The sequence below is a fragment of the Mitsuaria chitosanitabida ATCC BAA-476 = NBRC 102408 genome (assembly GCF_001598255.1).
Lineage (GTDB): Bacteria > Pseudomonadota > Gammaproteobacteria > Burkholderiales > Burkholderiaceae_C > Roseateles > Roseateles chitosanitabidus.
In genome coordinates, this window is sequence record NZ_BCYP01000017.1 from 58524 (window position 1) to 83585 (window position 25062).

23 protein-coding genes are annotated in these 25062 nt (G+C 71.3%); 13 read left to right on the forward strand and 10 right to left on the reverse strand.

The window, feature by feature from the left end:
- Positions 1-7 precede the first annotated feature (7 nt).
- A complete protein-coding gene (locus MCHT01_RS10460) occupies positions 8-1153 on the forward strand; it encodes a tetratricopeptide repeat protein (protein WP_067065269.1) in 1146 nt (381 codons plus the stop codon).
- Positions 1154-1472: 319 nt separating this feature from the next.
- Here the strand turns inward: MCHT01_RS10460 and MCHT01_RS10465 are convergent, their stop codons facing one another.
- On the reverse strand, positions 1473-2486 hold the full coding sequence (locus MCHT01_RS10465) for a LysR family transcriptional regulator (protein ID WP_084452356.1): 1014 nt from the start codon (positions 2484-2486) through the stop codon (positions 1473-1475).
- 125 nt (positions 2487-2611) lie between these two features.
- Between MCHT01_RS10465 and MCHT01_RS10470 the strand changes: the two genes are divergently transcribed.
- On the forward strand, positions 2612-3010 hold the full coding sequence (locus tag MCHT01_RS10470) for a RidA family protein (protein ID WP_067065271.1): 399 nt from the start codon (positions 2612-2614) through the stop codon (positions 3008-3010).
- 125 nt (positions 3011-3135) lie between these two features.
- Positions 3136-3813 (forward strand): glutathione S-transferase family protein, encoded by a 678-nt coding sequence (locus tag MCHT01_RS10475; RefSeq protein WP_067065275.1) that lies wholly within the window; start codon positions 3136-3138, stop codon positions 3811-3813.
- A gap of 75 nt (positions 3814-3888) precedes the next feature.
- Here the strand turns inward: MCHT01_RS10475 and MCHT01_RS10480 are convergent, their stop codons facing one another.
- From MCHT01_RS10480 to MCHT01_RS10515, 8 genes are all read right to left on the reverse strand, one after another.
- Entirely contained in the window at positions 3889-5778 is a 1890-nt protein-coding gene (locus MCHT01_RS10480) for a M48 family metallopeptidase (RefSeq protein WP_067065277.1), read from the reverse strand.
- Between the two features lie 269 nt (positions 5779-6047).
- A complete protein-coding gene (locus tag MCHT01_RS10485; protein ID WP_084452370.1) occupies positions 6048-7178 on the reverse strand; it encodes an ABC transporter ATP-binding protein in 1131 nt (376 codons plus the stop codon).
- A 12-nt stretch (positions 7179-7190) separates the two neighbouring features.
- The gene (locus tag MCHT01_RS10490; protein ID WP_148661479.1) at positions 7191-7982 is read right to left on the reverse strand and encodes an ABC transporter permease subunit; all 792 of its coding nucleotides are present in this window, start codon (positions 7980-7982) and stop codon (positions 7191-7193) included.
- Positions 7983-8143: 161 nt separating this feature from the next.
- Complete coding sequence (locus MCHT01_RS10495; RefSeq protein ID WP_067065281.1) at positions 8144-8977, reverse strand: hypothetical protein; 834 nt, start codon at positions 8975-8977, stop codon at positions 8144-8146.
- The gene (locus tag MCHT01_RS10500) at positions 8974-9945 is read right to left on the reverse strand and encodes an alkaline phosphatase family protein (RefSeq protein ID WP_067065283.1); all 972 of its coding nucleotides are present in this window, start codon (positions 9943-9945) and stop codon (positions 8974-8976) included. The genes MCHT01_RS10495 and MCHT01_RS10500 overlap by 4 nt, the downstream gene beginning before the upstream one ends.
- Complete coding sequence (locus MCHT01_RS10505) at positions 9942-11024, reverse strand: ABC transporter substrate-binding protein (protein WP_245643218.1); 1083 nt, start codon at positions 11022-11024, stop codon at positions 9942-9944. The genes MCHT01_RS10500 and MCHT01_RS10505 overlap by 4 nt, the downstream gene beginning before the upstream one ends.
- The gene (locus MCHT01_RS10510; RefSeq protein WP_067065284.1) at positions 11021-12280 is read right to left on the reverse strand and encodes an alkaline phosphatase D family protein; all 1260 of its coding nucleotides are present in this window, start codon (positions 12278-12280) and stop codon (positions 11021-11023) included. The genes MCHT01_RS10505 and MCHT01_RS10510 overlap by 4 nt, the downstream gene beginning before the upstream one ends.
- 4 nt (positions 12281-12284) lie before the next feature.
- Positions 12285-14546 carry a TonB-dependent receptor domain-containing protein gene (locus tag MCHT01_RS10515; protein ID WP_067065286.1) on the reverse strand — a complete coding sequence of 754 codons (2262 nt, stop codon included), beginning with the start codon at positions 14544-14546 and terminating at the stop codon, positions 12285-12287.
- 272 nt (positions 14547-14818) lie between these two features.
- On the opposite strand from MCHT01_RS10515, the gene MCHT01_RS10520 reads away from it, so the two are divergent.
- Positions 14819-15577, forward strand: coding sequence for a DeoR/GlpR family DNA-binding transcription regulator (locus MCHT01_RS10520; RefSeq protein WP_067065287.1), 759 nt, complete (start codon positions 14819-14821; stop codon positions 15575-15577).
- 14 nt (positions 15578-15591) lie between these two features.
- Here MCHT01_RS10520 and MCHT01_RS10525 read toward each other — a convergent pair whose 3' ends face one another.
- A complete protein-coding gene (locus MCHT01_RS10525; protein WP_067065289.1) occupies positions 15592-16551 on the reverse strand; it encodes a tetratricopeptide repeat protein in 960 nt (319 codons plus the stop codon).
- Positions 16552-16714: 163 nt separating this feature from the next.
- Between MCHT01_RS10525 and purE the strand changes: the two genes are divergently transcribed.
- From purE to MCHT01_RS10570, 9 genes are all read left to right on the forward strand, one after another.
- Positions 16715-17203, forward strand: coding sequence for a 5-(carboxyamino)imidazole ribonucleotide mutase (purE, locus tag MCHT01_RS10530; protein WP_067065367.1), 489 nt, complete (start codon positions 16715-16717; stop codon positions 17201-17203).
- The gene (locus tag MCHT01_RS10535; protein ID WP_067065291.1) at positions 17203-18363 is read left to right on the forward strand and encodes a 5-(carboxyamino)imidazole ribonucleotide synthase; all 1161 of its coding nucleotides are present in this window, start codon (positions 17203-17205) and stop codon (positions 18361-18363) included. The genes purE and MCHT01_RS10535 overlap by 1 nt, the downstream gene beginning before the upstream one ends.
- A gap of 17 nt (positions 18364-18380) precedes the next feature.
- A complete protein-coding gene (locus MCHT01_RS10540) occupies positions 18381-19373 on the forward strand; it encodes an L-threonylcarbamoyladenylate synthase (protein ID WP_067065292.1) in 993 nt (330 codons plus the stop codon).
- Between the two features lie 22 nt (positions 19374-19395).
- Positions 19396-20334 carry an SGNH/GDSL hydrolase family protein gene (locus MCHT01_RS10545; RefSeq protein ID WP_148661480.1) on the forward strand — a complete coding sequence of 313 codons (939 nt, stop codon included), beginning with the start codon at positions 19396-19398 and terminating at the stop codon, positions 20332-20334.
- A gap of 367 nt (positions 20335-20701) precedes the next feature.
- Positions 20702-22096 carry an alpha/beta hydrolase family protein gene (locus MCHT01_RS10550; protein ID WP_067065295.1) on the forward strand — a complete coding sequence of 465 codons (1395 nt, stop codon included), beginning with the start codon at positions 20702-20704 and terminating at the stop codon, positions 22094-22096.
- Between the two features lie 27 nt (positions 22097-22123).
- The gene (locus MCHT01_RS10555) at positions 22124-22819 is read left to right on the forward strand and encodes an OmpW/AlkL family protein (protein WP_067065297.1); all 696 of its coding nucleotides are present in this window, start codon (positions 22124-22126) and stop codon (positions 22817-22819) included.
- A 58-nt stretch (positions 22820-22877) separates the two neighbouring features.
- Complete coding sequence (gene tsaB, locus MCHT01_RS10560) at positions 22878-23633, forward strand: tRNA (adenosine(37)-N6)-threonylcarbamoyltransferase complex dimerization subunit type 1 TsaB (RefSeq protein WP_067065299.1); 756 nt, start codon at positions 22878-22880, stop codon at positions 23631-23633.
- Entirely contained in the window at positions 23630-24127 is a 498-nt protein-coding gene (gene rimI, locus MCHT01_RS10565; protein WP_067065300.1) for a ribosomal protein S18-alanine N-acetyltransferase, read from the forward strand. The genes tsaB and rimI overlap by 4 nt, the downstream gene beginning before the upstream one ends.
- On the forward strand, positions 24124-25062 hold the full coding sequence (locus tag MCHT01_RS10570) for a uracil-DNA glycosylase (RefSeq protein ID WP_067065302.1): 939 nt from the start codon (positions 24124-24126) through the stop codon (positions 25060-25062). The genes rimI and MCHT01_RS10570 overlap by 4 nt, the downstream gene beginning before the upstream one ends.

Below are 25062 nucleotides of genomic sequence, written 5' to 3' on the forward strand. Positions count from 1 at the left end.
GGCCGGCATGCAGGACGCCTCGCCCGCCGTCGCCGCCACGCTCGTCATCAAGTCGCGGCTGCTCAAGCAGCTGGAGAAGGACATCGCCTCGGCCGCGTCGCCGATGGCCTCGGCCGGCGCGCGCGCGAAGCGCGCCATGCTGCTGGCGCGTCATGGCGCGGTGACCGAGGCGCGCGAGGCGCTCACGGCGCTGCATCAGCTCTCCTTCCAGCATCCGCATCCCGAGATCGGCGCCTGGCTGCATCTGGCCGAGGGCCTGATGAGCTACTACAACGGCTTCGTCGTGCAGCAGGCGCAGGACCGCATCCAGCGCGCGCTGGCCATCGCCGGCAACGCGCCGTCGCTGGCCGAGGCGCGGGTGCTGGCCTCGGCCTGGCTGGCACAGCTGGCCTTCATCCGGCACGAGCCGGCGCAACTGGTCGAGCACGCGAGGCGCTGCCTCGACGAGGTCGGTGATCCGGAGTCCGGTCACCACGTCGCGCAGGCGCGCGTGTGCATGGCGCTGGGCGTGGCCTGGCACTACGCGGACGATGCCGAGGCGGCGCAGCGCTGGTACATCCGCTCGCGGCGGCATGCGGCCAGCGAGGGCGACGATGCCTCGCTGTCGGCGCTGATGTTCAACATGGCCGGCATGCGCGCGGCGCAACTGCGGCGCGAGAGCCTGTCCGGCCAGACCGGCCGCGGACCCGAGATGCTGCTGACGGTGGATTCCGTCCGCCACTACGACCAGGCCGTCGGCGCGCAGATGATGAGCGAGCTCACGCCGGTGCTGCGGGCGCAGGTGCTGACCCTGCAGGGCCGCTTCGAGGAAGCGCGCCAGCTCTACGAGGAGCATCTGCCGCAGGCGATGTCGCTGGGGCTGGAGCGGCTGGGCAGCAGCCTGCTGTCCGACCTCGCGTGGTGCCGCGCGAACCTGGGCCAGCACGAGCACGCGCTGCACCAGGCGCGGGAAGCGGAGATCGAGCTCGATCCCGACTGCGAGCTCGACGATCGCGCGATCACGCACAGCCGGCTGGCGCAGACCTTCCGGCTGCTCGGCGAGACGACGGAGGCGGATCGTCACCAGGCGCTGGCCGATGCCGCCTGGGCCCAGTTCGGCGAGCAGCAGCTGCAATGGCGCGAGCTGCTCGCGGCGAGCGGCCTGCAGGCCTGAGGGCTCGAGTGCCTCGCGCCTAGGCGCTCGGTGACTTGGACGCCCTCTCCCGCTGCGCAGGAGAGGGAGACGTGCAGGCTCTGGTGTGCGAAGACCCTCACCCCCGCCCTCTCCCGCGCTGCGGGAGAGGGAGTCGCCAGCGCTCAGACGCTTGCGTGGCAGGCCTCTCTGATCAAGACATGACCCCATCGCCAGACGCCGCCCGTATCGCGCCCCTCGCCCACGGAGTGGGAGAGGGGTTTGGGGTGAGGGCCGTTGAAGTCAGCGAGCCTGTAATGCCCCCTCGCCCGCTTGCGGGAGAGGGTTGGGGTGAGGGTCTTCAGCCGCGCCTCGACCCCCGAGGGATCGAGCCCGTTCCCGCCGGTCGACGCCTCGCGTCGGAACGTGCGGGAGCCCGACCCTCGCCGAGCCCCGCCACCGGCGCATGCCGTCGCATCAGTGCGTCGACCCACTGGATGAACACCCGCAGCTTGGCGCTGACGTGGCGGTTCGACGGATAGGCCAAGAACATCGGCATCGCCTCCGCGTGCCAGTCCTCGAGCAGCGGCACCAGCTCGCCGCGATCCGCGTGGGCATCGGCCATGTAGCGCGGCAGCCAGAGCACGCCCAGGCCGGCGAGGCCCGCCGCCAGATAGGCGTTGCCATCGTCGAGCGCCACCACGTAGCGCCCGTGCACGCTGTGCTCCTCCACCATGCCGTCGCGCTCACGCCTCAACGGGATCGGCGCGACGCGGCCGGTGCGCGAGCTCAGGTAGCCGACGAGGCGATGCGGATCCTCGTCGAGCGCGGCGGGATGCGTGGGCGAGCCGACGCGCGCGAGGTAGTCCGGCGCGGCATAGAGGCCCAAGGGCAGTTCCCCGATGCGCCTCGCCGTGAGCGAGCTGTCCGTCAGCGCGCCGCCGCGCAACACCGCGTCGACGTTGTCGCCGATCACGTCGACCATGCGGTCGCTGACGCCCAGATCCAGCTGGATCTCCGGATAGCGCGCATGGAAGTCGGGCAGGGCAGGCACGAGGATCAGGCGCGCGAAGGGGCTCGGCAGATCGATGCGCAATCGACCCTTGGGCGCGGCGGCGGCCGTCGACAGGCTGGTGTCGGCGTCGTCGAGCTCCGCGAGCACGCGCACCACGCGCTCGTAGTAGGCGGCGCCGTCCTCGGTCACGCGCACCTGGCGGGTCGTGCGGTTCAGCAGCTTCACCCGCAGCCGCGCCTCCAGTTGCTGGATCAGCTGTGTCACCGTGGTCTTGCTCAGGTGCAAGGTCTGCGCGGCCTTGGTGAAGCTGCCGGCTTCCACCACGCGGGCGAAGGCGCGCAAGGCGTCGAATCGATCCATCAGAGCGGGCGCCGGGGAGGCGACTGTTTGGTCATCGCAAACAGTGATTGTGCGACCTGCCTGTTTATCGCGGGCACCGCGATTCCTAGAGTCACGGCATCGTCACTTCCCGAATCGAGATCCCCATGTCCGCACGCGATGTCGTCTTCCCCGCCGGCCGCCAGGCGCTGTACGAGCGCAACCGCTACTCGCCGGCCATTCGCGCCAACGGCTTCCTCTTCGTCTCGGGCCAGGTCGGCAGCCGGCCCGACGGCTCGCCCGAGCCCGACCTGGAGGCGCAGGTCCGCCTCGCCTTCGAGAACCTGAACGCGGTGCTGGCCGCGGCGGGCTGCACCTTCGCCGACGTCATCGACGTCACCGTGCTGATCGTCGATCCGCAGAGCAAGTTCGAGAAGGTCTGGACCATCGCCGCCGACTACTGGGGCGAGGCGCCGCACCCGACGCTGACCGGCATCGGCGTCACCTGGCTCTATGGCTTCGACTTCGAGCTCAAGGTGGTCGCGAAGCTGCCCGACGCCCGCTGATCCGGACCCGTCAGCCCGAGGCGCCGATCGCCCAAGCCGCGCCTCCGGATAACTTTCGGCAGTTGGACGCGCGGGCGTCCACTGCTCCAATGGCCGGTTCTCGGACACCCACGAAGGCGCGGGCCATGGCACTGATCTTTCATTTCCACCCCCTCTCGTCGTTCTGCCACAAGGCGCTGATCGCGCTGAACGAGCTGGAGGTCGAGGCCGATCGACGCTTCCTGGACCTGGGCGACGAGGCGCAGCGCGCGGACTTCCTCGCGCGGTGGCCCACCGGCAAGATGCCGCTGCTGATCGACGACGGGCGCGTCGTGCCCGAGACCAGCATCATCATCGAGTACCTCGCCCGGCATCACGCGCGGCCGGGACAGACGCTGATCCCGCTGGACGCCGACGCGGCGCTGGAGGTCCGGCTGATGGACCGGCTGCTCGATCTCTACGTGATGCTGCCGATGCAGGCCATCGTCGGCGACCGGCTGCGCGAGGAGGAGGACCGCGACCCTTTCACCGTCGAGCGCTCGCGCGACACGCTGGCCATGGCCTACGGGATGCTGGAGGGCAAGCTCGCCGACCGCGCGTGGATGGCCGGCGCCGCCTTCAGCATGGCCGACTGCGCCGCGGCGCCTTCGCTGTTCTACGCGACGACGATCGTGCCCTTCACGGCGGAGCATCCGCGCCTGGCGGCCTACTTCGTGCGCTTGATGCAGCGGCCCTCGGTCGCGCGCACGCTCGACGAGGCGCGGCCCTATTTCCAGTTCTATCCGTATCGCGAGGGGCTGCCCGCGCAGTTCCGCCCCGCCTGAGTCACCTGCGCGCATGGGCCGGCTTCCGCCGCCCCGACGCCGCGACCTGTGAACGTCGCGCGGGCAGGGCGTCGCTCAGAGCAGCGCCAGCCCCGTCTTGACGACCCGCTTGCTCAGCGCGGCGTAGGGCGCGCCGTCGGTGCAGAAATGACCGGGCAGCGGCCAGTCGAGCCTCACCGCCGCCTGGATGATCTCGCCTTCCTTGTCGCGCATGCGGGTCCAGCGGTCGCCGCGCAGCACCATCACATAGACCTCCGCATCGGGGTCCGCCGGAATCACGCGACGCGCGATCCAGCACTGGCTGACGCTCGGCTTCACCTGCGCGAGCAGCTCCCGCATGCGCGCCAGGGTCTGCGCCGGCAGGTCCACGGGGCGGACCTCGCTGTCGGCCGCGAGCACGCCGAGCTGCTGCTCGCGCGTCGCTTCCCAGTCCGCGCGCCGGTTCCAGCGATCGGCGTAGTCCTTGGCGCGAGGGTCCTGACGGCTCGAGAGGAAGGCGAAGGCGCGTTCGCAGCCGGCGCGCACCGCGTCGGCGTCCAGCGCCATCGCGCGCTCCAGCAGCGGCAAGCCGGTCTCGTCGTCCTTGTCCAGGCGCTGCGAGCCCTCGAGGAACAGCCCGTGGGCGTGGTCGGGGTGGCGGGCGTTGAAGTCGATCAACGCGGGCAGGTGGTCCTCGTCCGGCTGCAGCTGCAGGGTCAGATGCAGCAGCTCGGCGTCCTCGTCGGCGCCGCGCTCCGGCATCGCCTGAATCGCGGCGACGCGCTCGCGCTTCTGCGACCAGTGCTGGAACTGCTCGCGCCAGTTGTCCGAGACCAGCGAGCACCAGCGCTCCTGGAAGGCGCGCCGATGGCCGACCGCCGACTCGCCCAGCCAGGCTTGCGCCGCCGATTGCCGCGTCAGCGCGTCTGGCGCCAGCGCCATGCCGGCCTCGTCGACGCCCAGCGCGGCCAGACGCTGCTTCAGCGAGGGATGCGTGTCGGCGGCATGCGGCGCGCGGCGCAACGCGGCGTCCAGGTCCTTCTGCACCAGCTCCCGGGGCGGCGGCACCAGGGCCGTGCGCGCCCACTGCTCCGCGAGGTCGCGCGGCGGCACGTCGCTGGAGCGGGTGGTCTTGATCGTCGCCTCCATGAAGCGTTCGTAGGCGCCGCCGCTGACGTTCACCCGCTTGAGCGCCGACACCGCCGCGGCCGTGCCGACCAGCTCGGCGGAGGCGGCGTCGGCCTGGTACTCGTTGGCGCGCGCCAGCACGAAGGTGTAGGCGTTGAAGTAGGCCGCGAAGGCGTCGACCGGCTTGCGCAGCTGGCGACCGGTCCAGCCGCGCCATTGCTCGGTGATGGCCTGGATGTTTCCCCACGACAGCCGCATGCGGTAGATGTAGGCCGCGAAGCGGCTGTGCGAGCCGGCCAGGTGGCCGTACTCATGCGCCACGACCGCCAGCGCCTCCTCGGCGCTCATCGACTCGAGCAGCGGCAGGCCCAGCAGCAGGTAGTTGCGCGGGAAGCCGAACAGTCCGAACAGCGGGCGCTGCACCACGGCGGCGTTCATGTCCTCGACCAGCAGCACCTGGTGGAAGCGGGGGCCGCGCATGCGGCGGCGCATCTCGTCCAGCGCGTCGAAGAGGGCGGGCGCGTCGGCGCGGGTCAGCGGCGTGCCGGTGGGCGCGGGCAGGCGCTTGAACAGCGCCGACAGCGAGGACTTCACCAGGAACCACAGCGGGATGGCGAGCAGCACCAGCAGCTTGCCCAGCTTGAGCAGCACCACGATGGCGCCCACGCCGCTGGTCAGCAGGAACAGCGCCAGCCCCGCCAGCGCGATCAGGCCCAGCCCGGCGAAGGACATCAGCACCGCGATCAGGCCGAAGCCCACCAGGGCCAGCAGCCCCACCTTGAGCTTGTAGGCGGTCGGCGCCGACAGGCTCTCCTGCTCGAGCCGCGCCACGATGCGCTCGAAATCGGCCATCTGCATCGCGTGTTCCTCCCTCGGATTCCGGATCTTTTGTGAGGGCGGATTCTCCGCGCTCCGCCGTCGTCCGCGCCTGGGGTTCACGCGCAGGCGGGCGGAGAGCACGCTCGGACCTGGATGGTTGGATGGCTGGCTGGTTGGCTGATTGGCTGATTGGCTGATTGGCTGATTGGCTGATTGGCTGGCTGGGTGGCCTGGCCTGGGCAGGGCAGGGCAGGGCAGGGCCAGGCCTGCTCGACCGTGCCGTGCGGCACGACGGCGCGGGAGCGGAGCTACTCCGCGAGCCAGCGCAGCGAGGGCTCGGGGATGGCCACCGGCACGACGGTGCCCGGCTCGACCTCGGCGTCCTCGTGGCGGCGCCACAGCGTCAAGGTCTGCCCCCCGGGGCCCGCGAGTTCCCAGGCCACGCGTTGCTGACCGGGGTAGCTGGCCTTGAGCGTCGCGTCGAAGCGCAATGCACCGGCGGAGATCGTTCCCGAGTCCGATTCCGGAACCGAGAGTCCGGTCGAATGGGCGACCGAGCGGGTGGCCGGGCCGATGGGGGACTCGTCCGCCACGACGAGTGACTCGATCGGCGCGATCCAGTGGCCCGCGTCGCGGCGCCAGGCGCCGTCGAGCGCCGTCGCATCGAGCCGGTTGAACATGCCGAGGAAGTCGGCGACGCGGCGATTCGCCGGCGCGCGGCGCAGCTCGCGCGGCGAGGCGCATTGCGCGATGACGCCGTCGAACATGACCGCCACGCGGTCGGCCAGCTCGAAGGCTTCCTCGCGGTCGTGGGTGACGATCACGCAGCTCTGGCCGAGCTCGCGTTGCAGCTGGCGGAACTGGCGCCGCAGCGGGAGACGGAAGTGCTCGTCCAGCGCGGAGAAGGGCTCGTCCATCAGCAGCAGGGTCGGGCGGGTCGCCAGCGCGCGCGCGAGCGCCACGCGCTGCCGCTGCCCGCCGGACAGCGCCTGCGGCAGCCGGTCCGCCTGCGCCTTCAGATCGATGAGCGCGAGCAGCTCGTCGGCGCGCTCATCCGCCTTGGCGGGCTCCTCGCCGCGCGCGAGGGGGCCGAAGCGGATGTTCTCGCGCACCGACAGGTTGGGGAACAGCGCGTAGTGCTGGAAGACCATGCCGATGTCGCGTTGCCGCGCGGGCAGGGCGCTCACGTCCTGGCCGCTCAGCGCGATGCGGCCGGCGTCCAGCGTCTGCAGCCCCGCGATCGAGCGCAGCAGCGTCGTCTTGCCGCAGCCCGACGCGCCGAGCAGCGCCACCACCTCGCCGCGGGCGAGGGTGAGGTCGATGTCGCGCAGCACGGGGCGGCCGCCCAGCGCGAGACGCGCGCCCTGCACGGAGAGTTGAGGCTGCGCGGGCGCGGCAGTCGATTCGGAGGCGGGGGCGGGGGCGGGAGTCGAGGTCATCGTCGGATCGGATCAATGCGAGGACGCGGTCCAGCGCCGCGTGAGGCGTGCCGCCAGCGCGACGATCGCGCCGACGCCGGCGAAGGCGAGCACCATCAGCGCCGCGGCCTGGTGGCCGTTGACGTTGCGCAGGCTGTTCATCAGCGGCTGGAGCAGCTCCATCTGGCCGCCCAGCAGCAGGTTGGCGATCGCGAACTCCATCGCCGCCGTCACCCACGCGAGCAGGAAGGCGGCCAGCAGCGCGGGCGCGAGCATCGGCAGCAGCACGCGGCGCAGCGTGTGGCCGTCGCTGGCGCCCAGGGTGCGGCCGGCCTCGATCAGCGCGGCCGCGTTGAGCTGCGCCAGCGCGGCCAGCAGCGTCTTGTGGATGAGCGGGAACAGCGTCGGCGCGACCACCGCGACATAGACCAGCGGCAAGGGCAGCCAGCCGCCCCAGCGGCCGACGAAGAGCTCCAGGGCGCTGATCGCGATCACGACGGGCGCGATCGCGAAGGGCAGCAGCGAGAGCAGGTCCAGCATGCGGCGCAGCCGGCGCGCCGAGGCGCCGTCGTCCAGCTGCAGCGCGAGCGCCGCCGGAATGGTGGCGAGCCCGCCGCAGACCAGCGCCAGCACGGCGCTCGCCAAGGCGAGCAGCACCGTGCGCAGCACCGCGCCCTGCACACGCGGATCGAGCACCGCTTCGCCGATCCACCGCAGCGTCGGCCCTTCGGGCCACCAGTGGCGATCCCAACGCTCGGTGAGACCGTAGAGCAGCAGCGCCGCCATCGGCACCAGTACCGCGACCAGCAGTACGACCAACGCCAACGAGGAGATGAGCGCACGCCCCCGTCTCCCGCTCGCGACGGCAGGCCCTGCCCCCGCTTGCCCGCTGCCGGGGGCAGGCCCTGGACTCCCTCTCCCGCTTGCGGGAGAGGGCAGGGGAGAGGGTCTTCGGGCTCCCGCGACGGCCTCCACACGCTTCCCGCTCACGCCCGCCCCTCCCTCAGCCGCGCCGCCAACCAGCGCGTGAATCCGATCACCACGACCAGCATCCCGAACAGGATCAGCGCCAGCAGCGCCGACAACTCCGGCTGCGCGAAGATGTCGCCGCTGACCAGCGCGGCGATGCGCACGGCGAGCACATGCGCCGCGGTGCCGTTCAACGCGAAGGGCGTCGCGAAGGCCGCGGCGGCGTTGGCGAAGAGCAGGCCGAAGGTCTCGACCAGGCTGGGCAGCATCAGCGGCAGGCCGACGCGACGCCAGTACAGCACCGGTCCGGCGCCCAGCGTGGCCGCCGCGTCCTGCAGCGAGCCGTCGAGCATCTTCACCGGCGCGATCAACAGCAGCACCGCGAGCGGCGCCTGGAAGCACACATAGGCGAGCAGCAGGCCGCCGAGTCCTTGCAGGTCGATCCACGGCGTCAGCCCGGCCGCCTGCATCGCCACGGTGATCACCCCCTGCGCGCCGAAGAGCAGCAGCAGCGCCACCGCCAGCGGCACGCCGGAGAAGTTGGCGCCCAGACTCGCCAGCAGCGTCACCGGCCGCTCCAGCCGCGGCAGGCGCGCGAGCGCGATCGCCGCGCCCAGGCCGATGGCCAGCCCGATCAGCGCCGACAGCGCGCCCAGCCACAGGGTGTTCCAGGCGGCCTCGAAGTAGTAGCTGTCCGCCGTCAGGTCCGCGATCGCGCAGCCGTCGCCGTGAGCGACGCACTCGCCCAGGATCGCGACCGCGCGCCAGCCGAAGGGCAGCAGCAGCGCGGCCGATGTCAGCCCCAGCAGCGGCCACGCCAGCCGCCAGGCGGTCCTCGCGCTCAGGGTCATGCGAGCGTGCCTTGGCCGTTCACGTCCGCGCGTGCGTCGGCGCGGGGCGTGGCGACGGCGTCCGGACGCGGCTCGTGGCGCACATCGATGCCCAGCCGCTCCAGCACCCAGCCGGCGATGCCGGTCTGCCGATCGGGCAGCGTCAGGCTGACCGCGCCGTCGTGCGGCGCCCAGATCAGCGGCACCTCGCGCTCGATCGGCAGCGGGCCGCCGTGCATGCGATCGGCGTTCATGCCGTGATCGCTGGTCAACAGCAGGTCGAAACCGTCGGCATGCCAGCGCGGCAGCAACTGCGCCAGCAGCATGTCCAGCTTGCGCGCGCTCATCGCGTACTGCGTCGATTCGCCGCCGTGCACGTGGCCCGCGTGGTCCGGTCCCATCGGATGGATGAACAGCAGCGCCGGACCGCTGGTGGCGAGCACCGCGCGGCGCAGCGATTCGGCGTCGGCCAGCAGGTGGCTGTCGGGGTAGTCGTCCTCCCAGTACCAGCGCGCGGCGGCGATGCCCAGTCCCGGCAGCGTCTGGTCGCGATGCCGCAGCGGATCGAAGACCTGGCCCGCGAGCAGCTCGTAGAACCAGTGGTAGGCCGCGATGGCCGCCGGCACGCCGCGTCCCTGCAGGCGCTGGAACAGGTGGCGCTCCAGGCGCTCGCCCGCCTGGCCGTTGCCCAGGATGCCGTGCCGCAGCGGCGTCTCGCCGTTGATCACCGTGGCGTAGAGCGGGCGCGACAGGCTGGGCAGCTCGCAGCGCAGCGACCGCCACTGCGCGCGGCCGGCCTCGTTCAGCGCCTGCAGATAGCCCATGTAGTCGCGGGCCGTGTCGGCGCGCAGGCCGTCGGCCAGCAGCACCACGAGCTTGCGCGGCCCCGTGCCGACCGCGGGGGCGCCGGTCGCCGGGGACGTCGCGTTCGCAAGGCCGGACGTCGTGCCCGTCGGGAGGCCGGGCCCGCCGTTCGTCGGACCACTCATCGCGCCGCCCCCAGCACCTCGCGCTGCCAGGCGCGCGGCAGCTTCTTCACTTCCTCGGTCCACACGGCGGGCTTGAGCGCGCGCGCCTTCGCGTACTGCGCCTCGGGCACGAGCAGGTCCTTGAGGTCCGGCGGGAGCGTGAGCTGCGCGATGCGGATCGGACGCGCATGACCGCGCGCCAGATGCATCTGGCCGGCGTCGCTGAAGATGTACTCGCGCGCCAGCATCGCGGCATTCGGATGCGGCGCCCAGCGGTTGATGATCGTCGAGTAGCCGCTCGTCACCGAGCCGTCCGACGGGATCAGCACCTCGTAGTCCGCCGCGTTGGGCAGCTTGGCCCGGTAGGACAGCGCATTGAAGTCCCACAGCAGGAAGACGTCGGCCTCGGCCCGCTCCATCAGCGCCGGGCTGGCGTTGACCGCCACCAGGCGCTTGTCCTTGGCCAGTCTGGCGAAGGCCTCGAGCGCGGGCTGCAGGCGCGTCTCATCGCCCCCCAGCGCGACCGCCGCCGCCAGCACCGCCGCGTTGGACTGCGCGGCGCGGCCGACCTCGCCGATCAGCACGCGGGCCTTGGACGCGAACAGCGCCTGCCAGCTGCGCGGCACCTGCGGCAGCCGCTTGCGGTTGACCGCGAAGGCGATGGTGCCGGTGTAGGCCAGCGCCCAATGGCCCTCGGGATCCTTGGCCCAGTCGGGCACCTGCGCCCAGGTCGTCGGCTTGTAGGGCTGCGCGATGCCGCGCGCCTTCGCGATCGCGCCGAACTCGAAGCCCACGTCGCCGATGTCGGCGCTGGCGTTGGCCTTCTCCGCCTCGATCTTGGCGATCTCCTCGGCGCTGCTCATGTCGGTGTCGACGTGGGTCAGACCGTAGAGCCGCTGCAGGTCGGCCCAGGTCGCGCGCCAGTTGGCCCAGTCGTCGGGCATGCCCAGGCTGGCGATGCGGCCTTCCTTGCGGGCGGCCGTCATCAGCGCGGACAGGGCCGGCGTGGCCGGCATGCCGCCCTGCGCGAGCGCGGGCCAGGCCAGGGGTCCGCAGAGGGCGGGCAGGGTGTGGAGCAGCGTGCGTCGGGACAGCGTCATCCAGTCATCTCCTCGGCCGCCGACGTCGTGCCCGCGGTCTTCGCGCGATCCGGCCAGCGCAGGCCGGACAGCAGCAGGTCCTTCGTGATCTTCGCGTGTCCGTCGACGTCGCACAACGCGATGCGCAGGCGCAGATCTTCGCGCGGTTCCGTGACAGTCCCGGGGGTTCCTTCGGACGCGGTCGCGGCGGCCGTGATCGGCTCGATGTCGATCAGGCCGAAGTTCAGCTCCGCCATCACCGTCGAGCGCCGGTTGCGGTTGGGCGTGGGGATGTCCCAGACCTCGGTCAGGCCGCTGGAGGTCGCGTCCCACAGCGGGTAGCCGCCGGCCACGTCGACGCTGGAGAGCTCCGCGTAGTGCATGTCGCCGCTGAGGAAGACCACGCCCTCGGCGCCGGTCTTGCGGATCAGCTCGACCAGCCGGGCCCGCTCGCGCGGGAAGTTGGACCAGCATTCCCAGCCGCTGCCGTCGGCTGCGAACTGCACGCTGGAGCCGATCAGCCGCACGTCGGCGGGGATGCGCAGCTGCGCTTCCAGCCACTGCCACTGGGCCTCGCCGAGGATCTCGGCCTCGGGCCGGTCGTCGGGGACGTACCAGCCCGTCATCGGCTGGCCGCTGAGCTTGGCCCGCAACACCATGGCCGCGTAGCTGGACTTGAGCTTGGGATCGGCCGTCAACGCGGTGCGGTTGAAGCGCAGGTCCGGGAGGATGACCTGGATGCGGCGGCCGAAGGCCTCGTACAGGTAGCTCGCGTACACGCCGTCGTTGCGGCGGCGCGGCGAGTCCGCCGGCTCGTTCCACGCGTCGCAGAACAGCTGCTGCGAGAGCTGCTTGTGCGGGTAGTCGCCGCCCTCGTCGTCATCGCCGTAATCGTGGTCGTCCCAGATCGCGATGTGCGGCACGGCGCGGCGGAAGGCCTGCAGCGGCCGCACGTGGTTGAACTCGACGTAGCGCTGGCGCAGCGTGGCCTCGTCGCGGGCGTCCGCGTAGAGGTTGTCGCCGAGGAAGACGAAGAGATCGGGACGGGCGGCGCCGATGGCGCGCCAGATCGGTTGCGGCTTGGACTGCTTCGCGCAAGAGCCGAACGCGACCCGGAAGCGCCGGGGCGCCTCCGTGGTCGCGTTCGTGTCGGCGGGAGCAGCCGGGGCCGCCTCCGGTCCCGTCGTCGCGCAGCCCGCGAGCGGGACCGCCAGCGGCGAGGCCAGCGATCCCGCCAGCAGCAGCTGGCGGCGCGTCAGGTGGGAGGCGCGCGTCATGCGATCAGAACTTGCCGGTCAGCGTGACGTAGAACTGGCGCGGGGCGCCCGGCAGCAGCGTGGCGTAGGTGCCGGCCGCGTCGCTGTTGGTGAAGCCGTTCGAGCCGATCGTCGAGATGTAGTGCTTGTCGAACAGGTTGTTCACCGAGGCCTGCAGGCTGATCTCGCGCAGCATCATCACGTTCTTCATCTTGTAGCCGGCGCTCAGGTTGACCAGCGTGCGATCCGGCACCGAGGCGTCGTTCGTGTACGAGTAGTAGCGCTTGGACATGTAGTCCACCGAGACGTTGCCGAACAGCGCGCCGTCGTCGTAGCCCAGCTGCGACTTGAGCATGGTGTCGGGCGCGTCGGCCACGCGCTTGCCCTTGATGGCCACCGGCGTGGAGCCGCTGGTGACGTCGTCCTGGTAGGTCGACTTCTGCAGGCTCAGGCTGTTGTACCAGGTGAGGGTGGGGCTCAGGCGGAAGGACAGGGCGCCCTCGATGCCGGTGGAGCGCACGTCGCCGACGTTGGACAGGATGACCGGGTTGCCCTGGATGCCGCTGCCGCTCTGCACGCTCAGCAGGCGGTCCTTGAAGTTGACCAGGTAGGCGCTGACCGAGCCCTCGTAGCCGCGGCCGCTGATGCGCCAGCCCGCCTCGAAGGTGTCGGAGGTCTCGGGCTTGAGGCTGCCCTTGATGGCGTTGAAGCCGGCGGCGCTGGTGGCGAAGGGCGAGGTGCCGGTGGCGGCGCCCTGGTAGGCGCGCATGTTGCGGGCGATGGTGCCGTAGAGCTCCTGGCTGGCCGACAGGCGGTAGTTCACGCCCAGCTGCGGCAGGAAGCCCTTGTCGGCGGTGATGGTGCCCGAGGGCATGCCGGTGCCGACCTGCAGGTCACCGTTGATCTTGACCTTGAGCGACTTGAAGCCGGCGCCCACCGTCAGGTCCTTGGTCACCGCCCAGGTGTCCGACAGCGAGAACTGCGTGGTCTTCGTGTTGAAGCCGTACTGCCACTGCGTCAGGAAGGGGTTGCTCGGGAACTGGTAGACGCTCACGGCCGCATTGGCGGCGTAGAAGCGGCGGGCCTGGTTGAAGTTGTTGTCCTCGAACCAGACGCCGGCCTTGATCAGGTGGTCGCCCAGCTCGACCTCGGCGTTGGAGACGACGCCGCTGCGGTTGATGCCGTACTCGGTCGTGCGCACCGAGATCGGCGTGCCGTCCGGCGAGGCCTGGTAGGGCGTGAACCACAGGCCCATGCCCTTGTTGTGGTGGTAGTAGGCGGTGGTCTTCCAGGTGGCGTTCGGGGCCAGGCGCAGGTCGGCCGTGACGCCCAGCAGGTCGTCGTTGCGCAGGCCGGCGCCGGCGTAGTACTGGTCGTCGCAGGCGGCCACGTAGGTGCTGCCGTTGGCGCCGCACAGCGTGTTGGCGGCCTTCACCGCGGCGGCGAAGTCCGGGTAGAAGTTGTCGAGCGTGTCGCCCTTGCGCTTGATCAGGTCCAGCGACAGATCCTGGTAGTCGACTTCACGACGGCGCGAGGTGTTGTAGAAGGCCGAGACGCGGTGCTCGCCGATCTCCTTGACCCACTTGAAGTTCCACTGCTCCTGCTTCTGCTGGCCGTGGCCCTTCCACTTGTCGGCGTCCTGGTCGGTGTAGCTCACGGAGAACTGGCCCAGGAGGCTCTTGCCGCTGTCCACGCGCAGGAAGGTGCGGCGGGCGGAGTCGCTGCCGAAGGTCTGCGACAGGCGGACGCCGAACTGCTGGGCCGGATCCGCCGAGTAGAACTGCAGCGTGCCGCCCAGGTTGCTGGACGAGGCCGCTTCCAGCGCGCCGGCGCCTTGCGACAGCGAGGCGCGGCCGACGTTCTCGCTGGAGATCGCGCGGCTGATGTGCAGGCCGTTGAAGTTGCCGTAGGACATGTCGCCCAGCGGCACGTCGTCCAGCGTGAAGCCGATCTGGTTCTGCGAGAAGCCGCGCACGGTGAAGCGCGTGGACCACTCGTAGTTGCCCAGGCCGTCGGCGGACTGGAAGTTCACGCCGGGCAGGCGCGACACGGTGATCAGCGGGCTGGCGCCGGCGACGGCGTTCTCGAACTCGGCGCCGCTCAGGCTCTGCACCGAGCGCAGCTGGCCGCGGCCGACGCTGATGGTGACGCGATCCAGCTCGGTGCGATCGGCGCCGGCGCTGGCGGTGTCGGCACTGGCGTTGTCGTTGGAAGACTGCGCGACGGCGGGCAGGGCGAAGGCCAGGCTCAGGGCCAGTGCCAGGGCGGTGGGCATCGGGTGCTTCATGGTGTGGACTCGGCGTTCGTGGAGGTCGGGGAGAGGTGTTTGGTACGTCGATCGAACGAGCGGACTGTCACAAGAGTCCAAGACAAAACAACGACAAACACGAAAAACCACAGCCATGACGTCGTACGGTGGCGGAAATCCACAACGACACAAATGAACCCTCAAACTGTCACGAAAGCGCGCACCCGGGTTTGGGTCAATGGGAGGTCCGGCGCGGCGAGGCATGCTCGCGGCCGGCGACCAGTCCATCCGACAGGGAGAAGAAGCGATCCATGTGGTCCCAGGAACGACACGACAAGATCCTGCTGCTGCTGCGCGAGCGGCACCGGCTGACGACGGACGAGGCGGCGCGCGAGCTGGGCGTGTCGCGCGAGACGGTGCGCCGCGACCTGATCGAGCTGGAGCAGGGCGGCAAGCTGGCCCGGGTGCACGGCGGCGCGGTGCAGTCCGAGGTCCCGGCCGAGGCCAGCTATGCGGAGCGCGCGCAGTCGCGTCGCCGTCAGAAGCAGGCGATCGCGCGACAGGCGCTGACGCTGGTCAAGCCCGGGCTGAGCCTGTTCATCGACGCGGGCTCGACCACGCATGCGCTGGCGCAGGCCCTGATGCAGGCGCAGGAGTTGCGGGTGGTGACGAACTCGGTGGCGGTGGCCGACGCGATGGCGGGCCGCCAGGGCCACGAGGTGCTGCTGCTGGGCGGGAGCTACGTGCCGGAGACCTCGGCCAGCTTCGGTGAGTTCACCGTCGCGGAGATCGCCCGGCACCGGGTGGACATCGCCTTCGTGTCGCCGACGGCGCTCGACGCGCGGCAGGGCGCGACGAGCTACCTGTGGGCGGAGGTCGCGGTCGCGCAGGCGATGCTGTCGCGGGCGCGGCAGCGGGTGCTGCTGGCCGACTCGAGCAAGCTGGGGCAGGGCAGCCGCATGCAGGTCTGCGACTGCGTCGACATCGACGTGCTGGTCACCGACCAGGAAGCCGATCCGCAGGAGCTGGACCGGCTGACCCGCGCCGGGGTGGCGCGGGTGATGTTCTGAGGCTCAGCCGAGGATCAGAACAGCGCCATGCTCAGCTTGCGGCGGTACTGGTCGACCAGCGGGTCGGCCGGGGCCACGGTGCTGGGGCCCGACATCTGCAGGCCGCCGCCGGCCTGCGGAGCGGCCGCGTGCGCGGCCGGGGCGGGCTTGGTCATGATCTCGAGGATCGCGACGTAGGTCTTGCGCGCGGCCTGGTCGTTCCAGGCCTTGTCGCGCATGAGGATCTCCAGCAGCTCGTCCATCGCGCCGGTGAAGTCGCGGCCCGCGAACAGGCCCTGCGCCAGCGCGAAGCGCGCGTCGAAGTCGCGCTTGTTGGCGGCGATCGCGGCCTGCAGGCCGGCCGGGTCCAGGCCTTGGGCGGCGCGCTCGGCGGCCGCGATCCAGGTGGCTAGCGCGGCGAAGCGCGCATGCGGGGTGATGGTGTCGGCCGCCTGGTGCGCGACCGGCGCGAACGCCGCCTTGGCATCCTCCAGCAGATCGGCCTCCAGCAGCGCGCGGACCAGGTCGAAGCGGGCCGTCTCGTTGGACGGGTCGGCGGTCACCGCCGCCTGCAGCATCTCCAGCGCGCCCTGGGCATCGCCCTCGTCCATCAGCGCCTGCGCCTCGGCCAGGTCCTCCTCGGCCTCGATGGCCTCGCCGGTGGGGACGTGACGGTCCAGGAACTCGCGGATCTGCGCCTCGGGGATGGCGCCCACGAAACCGTCCACCGGCTGGCCGCCGACGAACAGCACGCAGAACGGGATCGAGCGCACGCCGAAGGCCTGGCTCAGCTGCGAGGCGATCTCCGGCTGGTCGTCGCTGTTGAGCTTGGTCAGCTTCCAGCGGCCGGCATAGGCCACCTCCAGCTTCTCCAGCATCGGGCCCAGCGCCTTGCACGGGCCGCACCAGGGCGCCCAGATGTCCAGCAGCACCGGTTGCTGCATGGAGGCCTGCAGCAGGTCGGCTTCGAAGTTTTGGAGGGTGATGTCGGTCATGGTGGGACGGTACGGGGCAGGGGCGGGACGCCGTGTCGCGCGGGCGCGAAAGACGTGTTCGCGCAGCGGCAAGAACGGCACCTGAGGCTGCCCGCCTACAATTCAAGGTTTCACGATTTGACAGATCGAGGACCGACCCGTGAGCAGCGCCACCACTCCCGACATCGCCCCCGTCATCGGCGTGGTGATGGGCTCCAGCAGTGACTGGGAGACCATGAAGCACGCCGCCGACATTCTCACCGAGTTCGGCGTGCCGTTCGAGGCGCGGGTGGTTTCGGCCCACCGCATGCCCGACGAGATGTTCTCCTATGCGGAACAGGCCGAAGGCCGAGGCCTGCGGGCCATCATCGCGGGCGCCGGCGGCGCCGCGCACCTGCCCGGCATGCTGGCGTCCAAGACGCTGGTCCCGGTGCTGGGCGTGCCCGTCGCCAGCCGCCACCTGCAGGGGGTCGACTCCCTGCACTCGATCGTGCAGATGCCCAAGGGCATCCCGGTGGCGACCTTCGCCATCGGCACCGCCGGCGCGGGCAACGCGGCGCTGTTCGCCGTGGCCATGCTGGCCCGCGACAACCCGGCCCTGCGCGAGCAACTGGCCGCGTTCCGCAAGCGCCAGACCGCCGCCGCCACGGCCATGACCGAGGAGCTGCGCTGATGCCGCTGCTGCCGGGCGACGCCACGCTGGGCGTGCTGGGGGGCGGCCAGCTGGGCCGCATGTTCGTCCACGCCGCGCAGGCGCTGGGCTATCGCTGCGTGGTGCTGGATCCCGACGCGACCAGCCCGGCCGGCGCGGTCGCGCAGGAGCATCTGCGGGCGGACTACCTCGACGCCGCGGCGCTCGAGGACCTCGCCCGCCGCTGCGAGGCGATCACCACCGAATTCGAGAACGTGCCCGCGCGGGCGCTGGAACAGCTGGCCGCCACGCGCGTGGTCGCTCCCGGCGCGGCCGCAGTCGCCATCTGCCAGGACCGTGCCCGCGAGAAGGCCCACTTCGACAAGAGCGGCGTGCCCTGCGCCCCGTACGCGGTGCTGCGCTCGGAGGCGGATCTGGCCGCGGTGCCGGACGCGCTGCTGCCCGGCATCCTCAAGACCTCCCGCCTGGGCTATGACGGCAAGGGCCAGCGCCGCGTGACCGATCGCGCGCAACTGGCCGCCGCCTTCGACGAGCTGGGGCGCGTGGACTGCGTGCTCGAGCAGATGCTGCCGCTGGCGCTGGAACTGAGCGTGCTGGTGGTGCGCGGCGCCGACGGCGCGGTCGTGACCTTCCCGGTCCAGCAGAACCTGCATCGCGACGGCATCCTGGCCGTCACCGAGGTGCCGGCCCCCGACGTCGATGCCGCGCTGCAGGCGCAGGCGCGCCAGTCCGCGTCGGCGATCGCCTCGGGCATGGGCTACGTCGGCGTGCTGTGCGTGGAGTTCTTCGTGCTGAAGGACTGCCGCCTCGTGGTCAACGAGATGGCCCCGCGCCCGCACAACTCCGGCCACTACACGATGAACGCCTGCGACCTGTCGCAGTTCGAGATGCAGGTCCGCGCGATGACCGGCCTGCCGCTGCGCGAGCCGCGCCTTCATTCCCCAGTGGTCATGCTGAACCTGCTGGGCGACCTCTGGTTCGACGCCGAGGGCCGCGAACGCGCGCCCGACTGGGCCGGCGTGCTGGCCCTGCCGGGCGCCGAGCTGCACCTCTACGGCAAGACCGAGGCGCGCCCCGGCCGCAAGATGGGCCACCTCAACGTGATCGGCGCGAGCGCGGAGGAAGCCCGCGCCAACGCCCGCCGGGCCTGCGTGCTGCTGGGCCTGCCGGACACGTGGTGAGCCCGGAGCGCGAGGCCATGGTGCTGGACGGCCAACAACCCGAGTCGGTGCGCGCCGCGGCGCGCGCGCTGGCGGACGGCGAGCTGGCGGGCGTCCCCACCGAGACCGTCTACGGCCTGGCGGCCCGCGCGGACCGCGACGAGGCGGTGGCGAAGATCTTCACCGCCAAGGGCCGGCCCAGCGACCACCCGCTGATCGTCCACGTGCTGGACGAGGCCGGCGCCCGCGTCTTCGCGCAGGAGATCCCGCCCATCGCCCATCGGCTGATCGAGGCCTTCTGGCCCGGTCCGCTGACGCTGATCCTGCGCCGGGTCCCGGGGCTGGCGACGGCCTCGGCCGGCGGCCAGGACACGGTCGGCCTGCGCTGCCCCTCGCACCCGGTGTTCCGGGCGCTGATGGCGGCGTGCCGGACGCTGGGCGTCGAGGGCCTCTCCGCGCCCAGCGCCAACCGTTTCGGCCGGGTCAGCCCGACCACGGCCCGGCATGTCGCCGACGAATTCGAGCCCGGCCTGCTGGTGCTGGACGGCGGCCCCTGCGACGTGGGCATCGAGTCCACCATCGTGGACTGCAGCCGCGGCGGCCTGGTGCTGCTGCGGCCCGGCGTGCTCACGCCCGAGCAGCTGGAAGCCGCGGCCGGCGTGGCTTTACAAGCGCCCGACGCACGGGCGCCACGGGCCTCGGGCACACTGGCCGCCCATTACGCGCCCCACGCGACCGTCCGGTTGATGTCGACCGAGCAGCTGCGCGCGGCGCTGGCGACCGGGCGACCGGCGGGGCTGGCGGTATATTCGCGCACGTCGTTCGGACCGGACGGCGCGGGCGAGCCGCCCCTGCACCGCGCGATGCCTGCCCAGGCGCGCGCGGCGGCGCGGCAGCTGTTCGCCGTCCTGCGCGAGCTGGACGCGGCCGGCGCGACCGAGATCTGGATCGAGGCGCCGCCCGCAGAGGCCGCCTGGGATGGGGTGCGGGACCGCTTGTCCCGCGCGGCGGCGGCGTTCGCGCCCCGCTGAGTTTTCGAGATTTGGAGTGTTCATGAAGAGTTTGAAGCGCCGTCTGGCCCTGGTGCTGGGCGCGACCGCGATGCTGGCGGCCTGTGGCGGCGGTGGTCAGCAGATCGACCCCTTCCACCCGACGCGGATCATCACCTTCGGCGACGAGACCAGCGCGGTCCGCACCGACGGGACCAAGTACACGATCAATGGCGTGGACACCACGACCAACCTGGTCAGCTGCAAGCTGAATCCGGTCTGGACGCAGACCCTGGCCACCTATTTCGGCCTGGTCTTCGCCGAGTGCAACCCCGACAAGCTGGCCAGCCCCACCGGCAAGATGTACGCGGCCCAGGGCGCGAAGGTCGCCGACGTGGCCGCGCAGGTGGACCGCCAGTTCGGCCTCGACGGTTTCGGCAACAAGGACCTGGTCACGGTGATGGCCGGCGCCAACGACATCCTCGAGCTGTACGCCTCCTATCCCGCGCAGGACGCGGCCACGCTGGGCAACGCGGCGCAAGCCCGCGGCGAGGCGCTGGGCGACCAGGTCAACCGCATCGCCAACGCCGGCGGCAAGGTCATCCTGTCGACGATGCAGGACATGGGCCTGACGCCGTTCGCGCTCAAGCAGAAGGCGGCCAACTCCGACACCGACCGCGCCGCGCTGATCACCGAGCTCTCGCGCCGCTTCAACACCGGCCTGCGCCTGCGCATCATCAACGACGGCCGCATGATCGGCCTGATCCTGACCGACGAGACCATGCAGTCGGTGTCCAAGTTCGGCTCGTACTACGGCCTGTCGAACACCACGGACGCCGCCTGCCTGACCACCTCGCTGCCCCCGCTGTGCACCGACAAGACCCTGGTCGCCAACGCCACCGCGACGACCTACATGTGGGCGGGCGACACGCTGCTGAGCCCGTCGGAACAGGCCCGCATCGCGTCGCAGGCGCAGACGCGCGCGTCGAACAACCCGTTCTGACCGCCTGAGGCGACGCCCCGGACCGGGAGGTCCGGGCGTGTCGATTGCCGACGCAAGACCCGACCCCCTGGGGGCAGGGCTTGCCGGGAAATTCCTCCCCCCTGGACAGGGAGAAGCCGATGCGGCTTCTCCCTGTTCGCACATCTGCGCGTCAAGTGTTGCTGTCGCGCCGCGAAGCGGACGCAATGTGCGTCCCGCGCCACGGTCGCGCTGGCATGCTGCGCCCTGTCAGGGTTTTCCTCTTGAGGACGAGGCGAACCCTGCCCTTACAGTGATTGCTGAGAAAAACGAACGACCGTTCGATTTAGTGTCGGCCATCAAGCCTCGGCCGCACGACACGACGGAGACAACCCCTGGAGAAGTCCCAATGAAGAGCCAATTCACCCTGGTCAGCGTGGCCCTGGCGGCCGCGCTGCTGAGCGCCTGCGGCGGCGGCAGCGATCCGTCCACCGACGACGCGCCCCCGGCCCGCGGCACGCTGCTGCTGGGCACGAAGGCGGGTGCCGCCACCAAGACGCAGATCGACGCCGGCACGACCGCCAAGGGCGTGATCGCGCTGACCGGCGCGGCCAAGTGCGACGTGGACGTGCGCTACGTCTACTACATGACCCGCGATCCGCAAGGCAACCCGGCCACGGCCTCGGCCGGCGTGCTGGTGCCGTCGGGCACCGATGCCGCGTGCTCGGGCAACCGCCCGGTGCTGCTCTACGCGCACGGCACGACGACGGACAAGAACTTCAACATGGCCGACGTCGTGAACAACGCGGAGGCCTCGCTGGTGATGGCGTTCTACGCCGCCCAGGGCTTCATCGTCGTGGCTCCCAACTACATGGGCTATGACCGTTCGGGCCTGCAGTACACGCCTTACCTGAACGCCGAGTCCTCGGCCATCGACATGGTCGACGGCCTGCGCGCGGCCAAGGCCCACCTGGCCGCCGAAAGCTCGGTGCTGCCGTCGTCCAAGCTGCTGATCGCCGGCTACTCGCAGGGCGGCCACGTGGCCATGGCCACGCAGAAGGTCATCGAGCGCGACTACGCGTCCGAGTTCACCGTCACCGCCGCGGGTCCGATGTCCGGCCCGTACAACCTGTCCAAGTTCGGCGACGTGATCACCACGACCGGACCGGTCAACGCCGGCGCGACGCTGTTCCTGCCGCTGATGCTGACCAGCTACCAGAAGGCCTACGGCAACATCTACTCGGCCCCGACCGACGTCTACCAGTCGCCCTACGCCGCGACCGCCGAGACGCTGTTCCCGTCGACCGAGACGGTCACCCAGCTGATCACCGAAGGCAAGCTGCCCAACGACCCGACCTTCACCAAGCTGTTCGGCACGGGAGGCCTGCTGACCGACTCCTTCAAGAGCGGTTACCTGACCTCCAACTTCCGCAAGGCCCTGGTGACCAACACGCTGCTGGGCTGGACCCCGAAGGCCCCGGTCGCCATGTGCGGCGGTGCCAACGACCCGACCGTGTTCTTCTTCAACACGACCGACGCGCAGGCCGACTTCGCCACCCGCGGCAAGCTGTACCCGGCGTTCAACCTGGAAAGCCAGACCTCGCTCGCGCCGCTGGGCGCGACGGCGGCCGCCACCATCGCGCAAGGCTTCGCCGGCGCGAAGACGGCGACGTCCACCGCCGCCGGCGGCGGCGCGGCCGGTGCCGCCGCGGTCCAGGGTGCCTACCACGGCACGCTGGTCCCGCCGTTCTGCAACGCCGTGATGCGTGGCTACTTCCAGTCCGTCCTGGCGGCCAACCCGTAATTCCCAGGCAGCACGGAGACACATTCCATGAAAAAGAACATCACCCTGATCCTGGGCGCCGCGCTGCTGGCGCTGGCTGGCACCGCGCGCGCCGACGAGCCCGCGGTCGGCACCCACACGTTCTACCTGGGCCTGGCCCACATCGACGTCAACAGCAAGGCGCCCCCGCTGTCCGGCAGCAAGAACTTCCCGTCGCCGGGCGCGCAGATCCGCGTCGGCGACGCGACGACCACGGGCTTCGGCTACACCTACCGCTTCGCCGAGCGCTGGAGCGGCGAGCTGGTGCTGGGCATCCCCCCGTCCCACAAGATCTACGGCAACGGCGTGCTCGCCAACGCCGGCCAGATCGCCGTGGTGCGCCAGATGCCGCCGACGGTCTTCGTCAACTACCACCTCGGTGAGTGGCTGCCGAAGTTCCACCCCTTCGTCGGTCTGGGCGTGAACTACACCTACTTCGAGAAGAAGCGCAGCACGCCCACCGGCGACGCGATCAGCGGCGGCCCGACCCGCATCACGCTGACCAACTCCTGGGGCGCGGCCGCTCACGCGGGCTTCACGGTGCAGTACTCGAAGAACTGGTCGCTGACCGGCACGGCCGCCTATGCGGACGTGAAGAGCACGATGCGCTCGTACACGACCACGAAGGACGGCATCGAGGAGCTGAGCACCAAGATCAACTTCCGCCCGATGGTCTACACGCTGTCGCTGGGTTACTCCTTCTGATCCTCCGGATCGAGGGGACGCCCCGGTCCCGGGCCGTCCAGGCCGATACACTTGCCGCATGAGCGTGTTGCTGGCCCTGGATAGCTCGACCGAACACATGGCTCTGGCCCTCGTGGGCCAGGGCCATGATTCATTTGTGGACGCCGATGGCGGGGCCCTGGCCTCGCAACGTCTGGTGCCCGATGCGATGGCGCTGCTGCGGCAGGCCGGCGTCGCGTTGGCGCAGGTGGACGCGATCGCCTTCGGCCGCGGCCCCGGCGCCTTCACCGGCTTGCGCACCGCGTGCTCGGTGGCGCAGGGCCTGGCCTTCGGCGCCGGCCGGCCGGTGCTGCCGCTGGACAGCCTGATGCTGGTTGCCGAGGACGCGCGCCAGCAGTGCACCGCCGACGGCGGCGAGGGCGCGATGCCCGCGTCGCAGGAGGTGTGGGTCGCGATGGACGCCCGCATGAACCAGGCCTATGTCGGCCGCTACCGCTGGACCGGCGCGCGCTGGGAGACCTTGCTCGGCCCCGCGCTGACCGATCCCGAACCGCTGCGTCAGCTCTGGCGCGACGAGCCGCCCGCGCTGGTGGCCGGCACGGCGCTGTCCGTCTTCGATCTCGACACCGGCGCCGCGCGCCGCTTCCCCCGCACCGCCTCCCGTGCCCGGGCGCTGGGCGCGCTCGCGCAACAGGCCTTCGCGGCCGGTCTGACCGAGGACGCCGCCCACGCGCTGCCGCTGTACGTGCGCGACAAGGTCGCGCTGACCACCGCCGAGCGCGAGCAGGCGCGCGCCGCGCCCGCCGCGCCGACCGCCCCGGAAGGCCAGCCATGAGCGCCCAGCCCAAGGACCTGAGCTGGCCCGCCTCGCTGCAATCGCTGCAGCCGCTGCGCGCGGTGGACCTGGACGAGGTGATGGCGATCGAGACCGTCGCCTACAGCCACCCGTGGACGCGCGGCAACTTCATCGATTCGCTGGCCGCCGGCTACGCGGGCTTCGTCATGCGTGACGAGCAGGCCCGGCTGTGCGCCTACTTCCTGGCGATGCAGGTGATCGACGAGATGCATCTCCTCAACATCACCGTGATCCCGGAGCGGCAGGGCCAGGGGCTGGCGCGCCGCATGCTGGACGCGCTGGGCCTGCTGTCGCGCGCGCGTGGCTGCCATCAGATCTGGCTGGAGGTGCGCGAGAGCAACGTCCGCGCCCGCCAGCTCTACGACCGCTACGGCTTCGCGCAGAGCGGCCTGCGCCGCAACTACTACCCGGCCGACGGCGGACGCGAGGATGCGATCCTCATGACGCTGCGCCTGACGGAGCCCGCCGCATGAGCTGGACCGACCGACAACGCGCGATGCTCGAGGCCATGGGCCTGAAGCTGTGGACGCCCGCGGGCGAGGCCGCGCCGACGGCGACCCCGACGGCTCGTCAGAGCGCGCCCGCCGCCGCGCCGATGACCGCGCCGGCCCCGGCGCCCGCCCTCGCGCGCGCGGTGCCCCCGCACGACGCCGACGTGGCCGTCGCCGAGCCGCCCGCGCAGGCGGCACCGGCCGCGCCCGTCGCGCCGCCCGCGCCGCGCCGCGTGGCCGAGGTGCTCGACAAGGTGCTGCCGCCGAACGTCGCGCCGGCCGCGGCGCCCGCGGACACCGGCTACGGCCGTCGTCTGGGCACGGACGCGATCGCCGCGCTCGACTGGCCCGCGCTGCGGGACGAGGTCGCGCAATGCCGGGCCTGCGGCCTGTGCGAGTCGCGCAAGAACACGGTCTTCGGCGTCGGCAACGAGCGGGCGCACTGGATGATCGTCGGCGAGGCGCCTGGCGAGCAGGAAGACCTGCAGGGCGAGCCCTTCGTCGGCGCGGCGGGCAAGCTGCTGGACAGCATGCTGCGCGCGGTCGGCCGCGGTCGCGGCGAGGGCACGCCCGAGCAGCAGGTCTACATCGCCAACACGCTCAAGTGCCGGCCGCCGCGCAACCGCAATCCGGAGCCGGCCGAGCTCGCCCAGTGCGAGCCCTATCTGCAGCGCCAGATCGCGCTGATCCAGCCGCGCATCATCCTGGCGATGGGCCGCTTCGCGGTGCAGCAGCTGCTGCGCAGCCAGGAGCCCATCGGCCGCCTGCGCGGCCGGGTGCACCGCTACGAGGGCGTGCCGCTGGTGGTCACGTACCACCCGGCCTATCTGCTGCGCAACCTCGCGGACAAGTCCAAGGCCTGGGAGGACCTGTGCCTGGCGATGAAGACCGCGGACGAGGGCGGAAAGGCCGACTGA

What these genes read in the sequence shown, in the direction of transcription:
- MCHT01_RS10465 (WP_084452356.1), bottom strand. Translation starts at nt 2,486, where the DNA reads ATGGATCGATTCGACGCCTTGCGCGCCTTCGCCCGCGTGGTGGAAGCC.
- MCHT01_RS10555 (WP_067065297.1), top strand. Translation starts at nt 22,124, where the DNA reads ATGAAAAAGAACATCACCCTGATCCTGGGCGCCGCGCTGCTGGCGCTG.
- MCHT01_RS10485 (WP_084452370.1), bottom strand. Translation starts at nt 7,178, where the DNA reads ATGACCTCGACTCCCGCCCCCGCCCCCGCCTCCGAATCGACTGCCGCG.
- MCHT01_RS10525 (WP_067065289.1), bottom strand. Translation starts at nt 16,551, where the DNA reads ATGACCGACATCACCCTCCAAAACTTCGAAGCCGACCTGCTGCAGGCC.
- MCHT01_RS10570 (WP_067065302.1), top strand. Translation starts at nt 24,124, where the DNA reads ATGAGCTGGACCGACCGACAACGCGCGATGCTCGAGGCCATGGGCCTG.
- MCHT01_RS10475 (WP_067065275.1), top strand. Translation starts at nt 3,136, where the DNA reads ATGGCACTGATCTTTCATTTCCACCCCCTCTCGTCGTTCTGCCACAAG.
- MCHT01_RS10505 (WP_245643218.1), bottom strand. Translation starts at nt 11,024, where the DNA reads ATGACGCTGTCCCGACGCACGCTGCTCCACACCCTGCCCGCCCTCTGC.
- MCHT01_RS10470 (WP_067065271.1), top strand. Translation starts at nt 2,612, where the DNA reads ATGTCCGCACGCGATGTCGTCTTCCCCGCCGGCCGCCAGGCGCTGTAC.
- MCHT01_RS10550 (WP_067065295.1), top strand. Translation starts at nt 20,702, where the DNA reads ATGAAGAGCCAATTCACCCTGGTCAGCGTGGCCCTGGCGGCCGCGCTG.
- MCHT01_RS10515 (WP_067065286.1), bottom strand. Translation starts at nt 14,546, where the DNA reads ATGAAGCACCCGATGCCCACCGCCCTGGCACTGGCCCTGAGCCTGGCC.
- MCHT01_RS10460 (WP_067065269.1), top strand. Translation starts at nt 8, where the DNA reads ATGCAGGACGCCTCGCCCGCCGTCGCCGCCACGCTCGTCATCAAGTCG.
- MCHT01_RS10510 (WP_067065284.1), bottom strand. Translation starts at nt 12,280, where the DNA reads ATGACGCGCGCCTCCCACCTGACGCGCCGCCAGCTGCTGCTGGCGGGA.
- MCHT01_RS10495 (WP_067065281.1), bottom strand. Translation starts at nt 8,977, where the DNA reads ATGACCCTGAGCGCGAGGACCGCCTGGCGGCTGGCGTGGCCGCTGCTG.
- MCHT01_RS10535 (WP_067065291.1), top strand. Translation starts at nt 17,203, where the DNA reads ATGCCGCTGCTGCCGGGCGACGCCACGCTGGGCGTGCTGGGGGGCGGC.
- MCHT01_RS10540 (WP_067065292.1), top strand. Translation starts at nt 18,381, where the DNA reads ATGGTGCTGGACGGCCAACAACCCGAGTCGGTGCGCGCCGCGGCGCGC.
- MCHT01_RS10500 (WP_067065283.1), bottom strand. Translation starts at nt 9,945, where the DNA reads ATGAGTGGTCCGACGAACGGCGGGCCCGGCCTCCCGACGGGCACGACG.
- MCHT01_RS10520 (WP_067065287.1), top strand. Translation starts at nt 14,819, where the DNA reads ATGTGGTCCCAGGAACGACACGACAAGATCCTGCTGCTGCTGCGCGAG.
- MCHT01_RS10480 (WP_067065277.1), bottom strand. Translation starts at nt 5,778, where the DNA reads ATGCAGATGGCCGATTTCGAGCGCATCGTGGCGCGGCTCGAGCAGGAG.
- MCHT01_RS10545 (WP_148661480.1), top strand. Translation starts at nt 19,396, where the DNA reads ATGAAGAGTTTGAAGCGCCGTCTGGCCCTGGTGCTGGGCGCGACCGCG.
- rimI (WP_067065300.1), top strand. Translation starts at nt 23,630, where the DNA reads ATGAGCGCCCAGCCCAAGGACCTGAGCTGGCCCGCCTCGCTGCAATCG.
- tsaB (WP_067065299.1), top strand. Translation starts at nt 22,878, where the DNA reads ATGAGCGTGTTGCTGGCCCTGGATAGCTCGACCGAACACATGGCTCTG.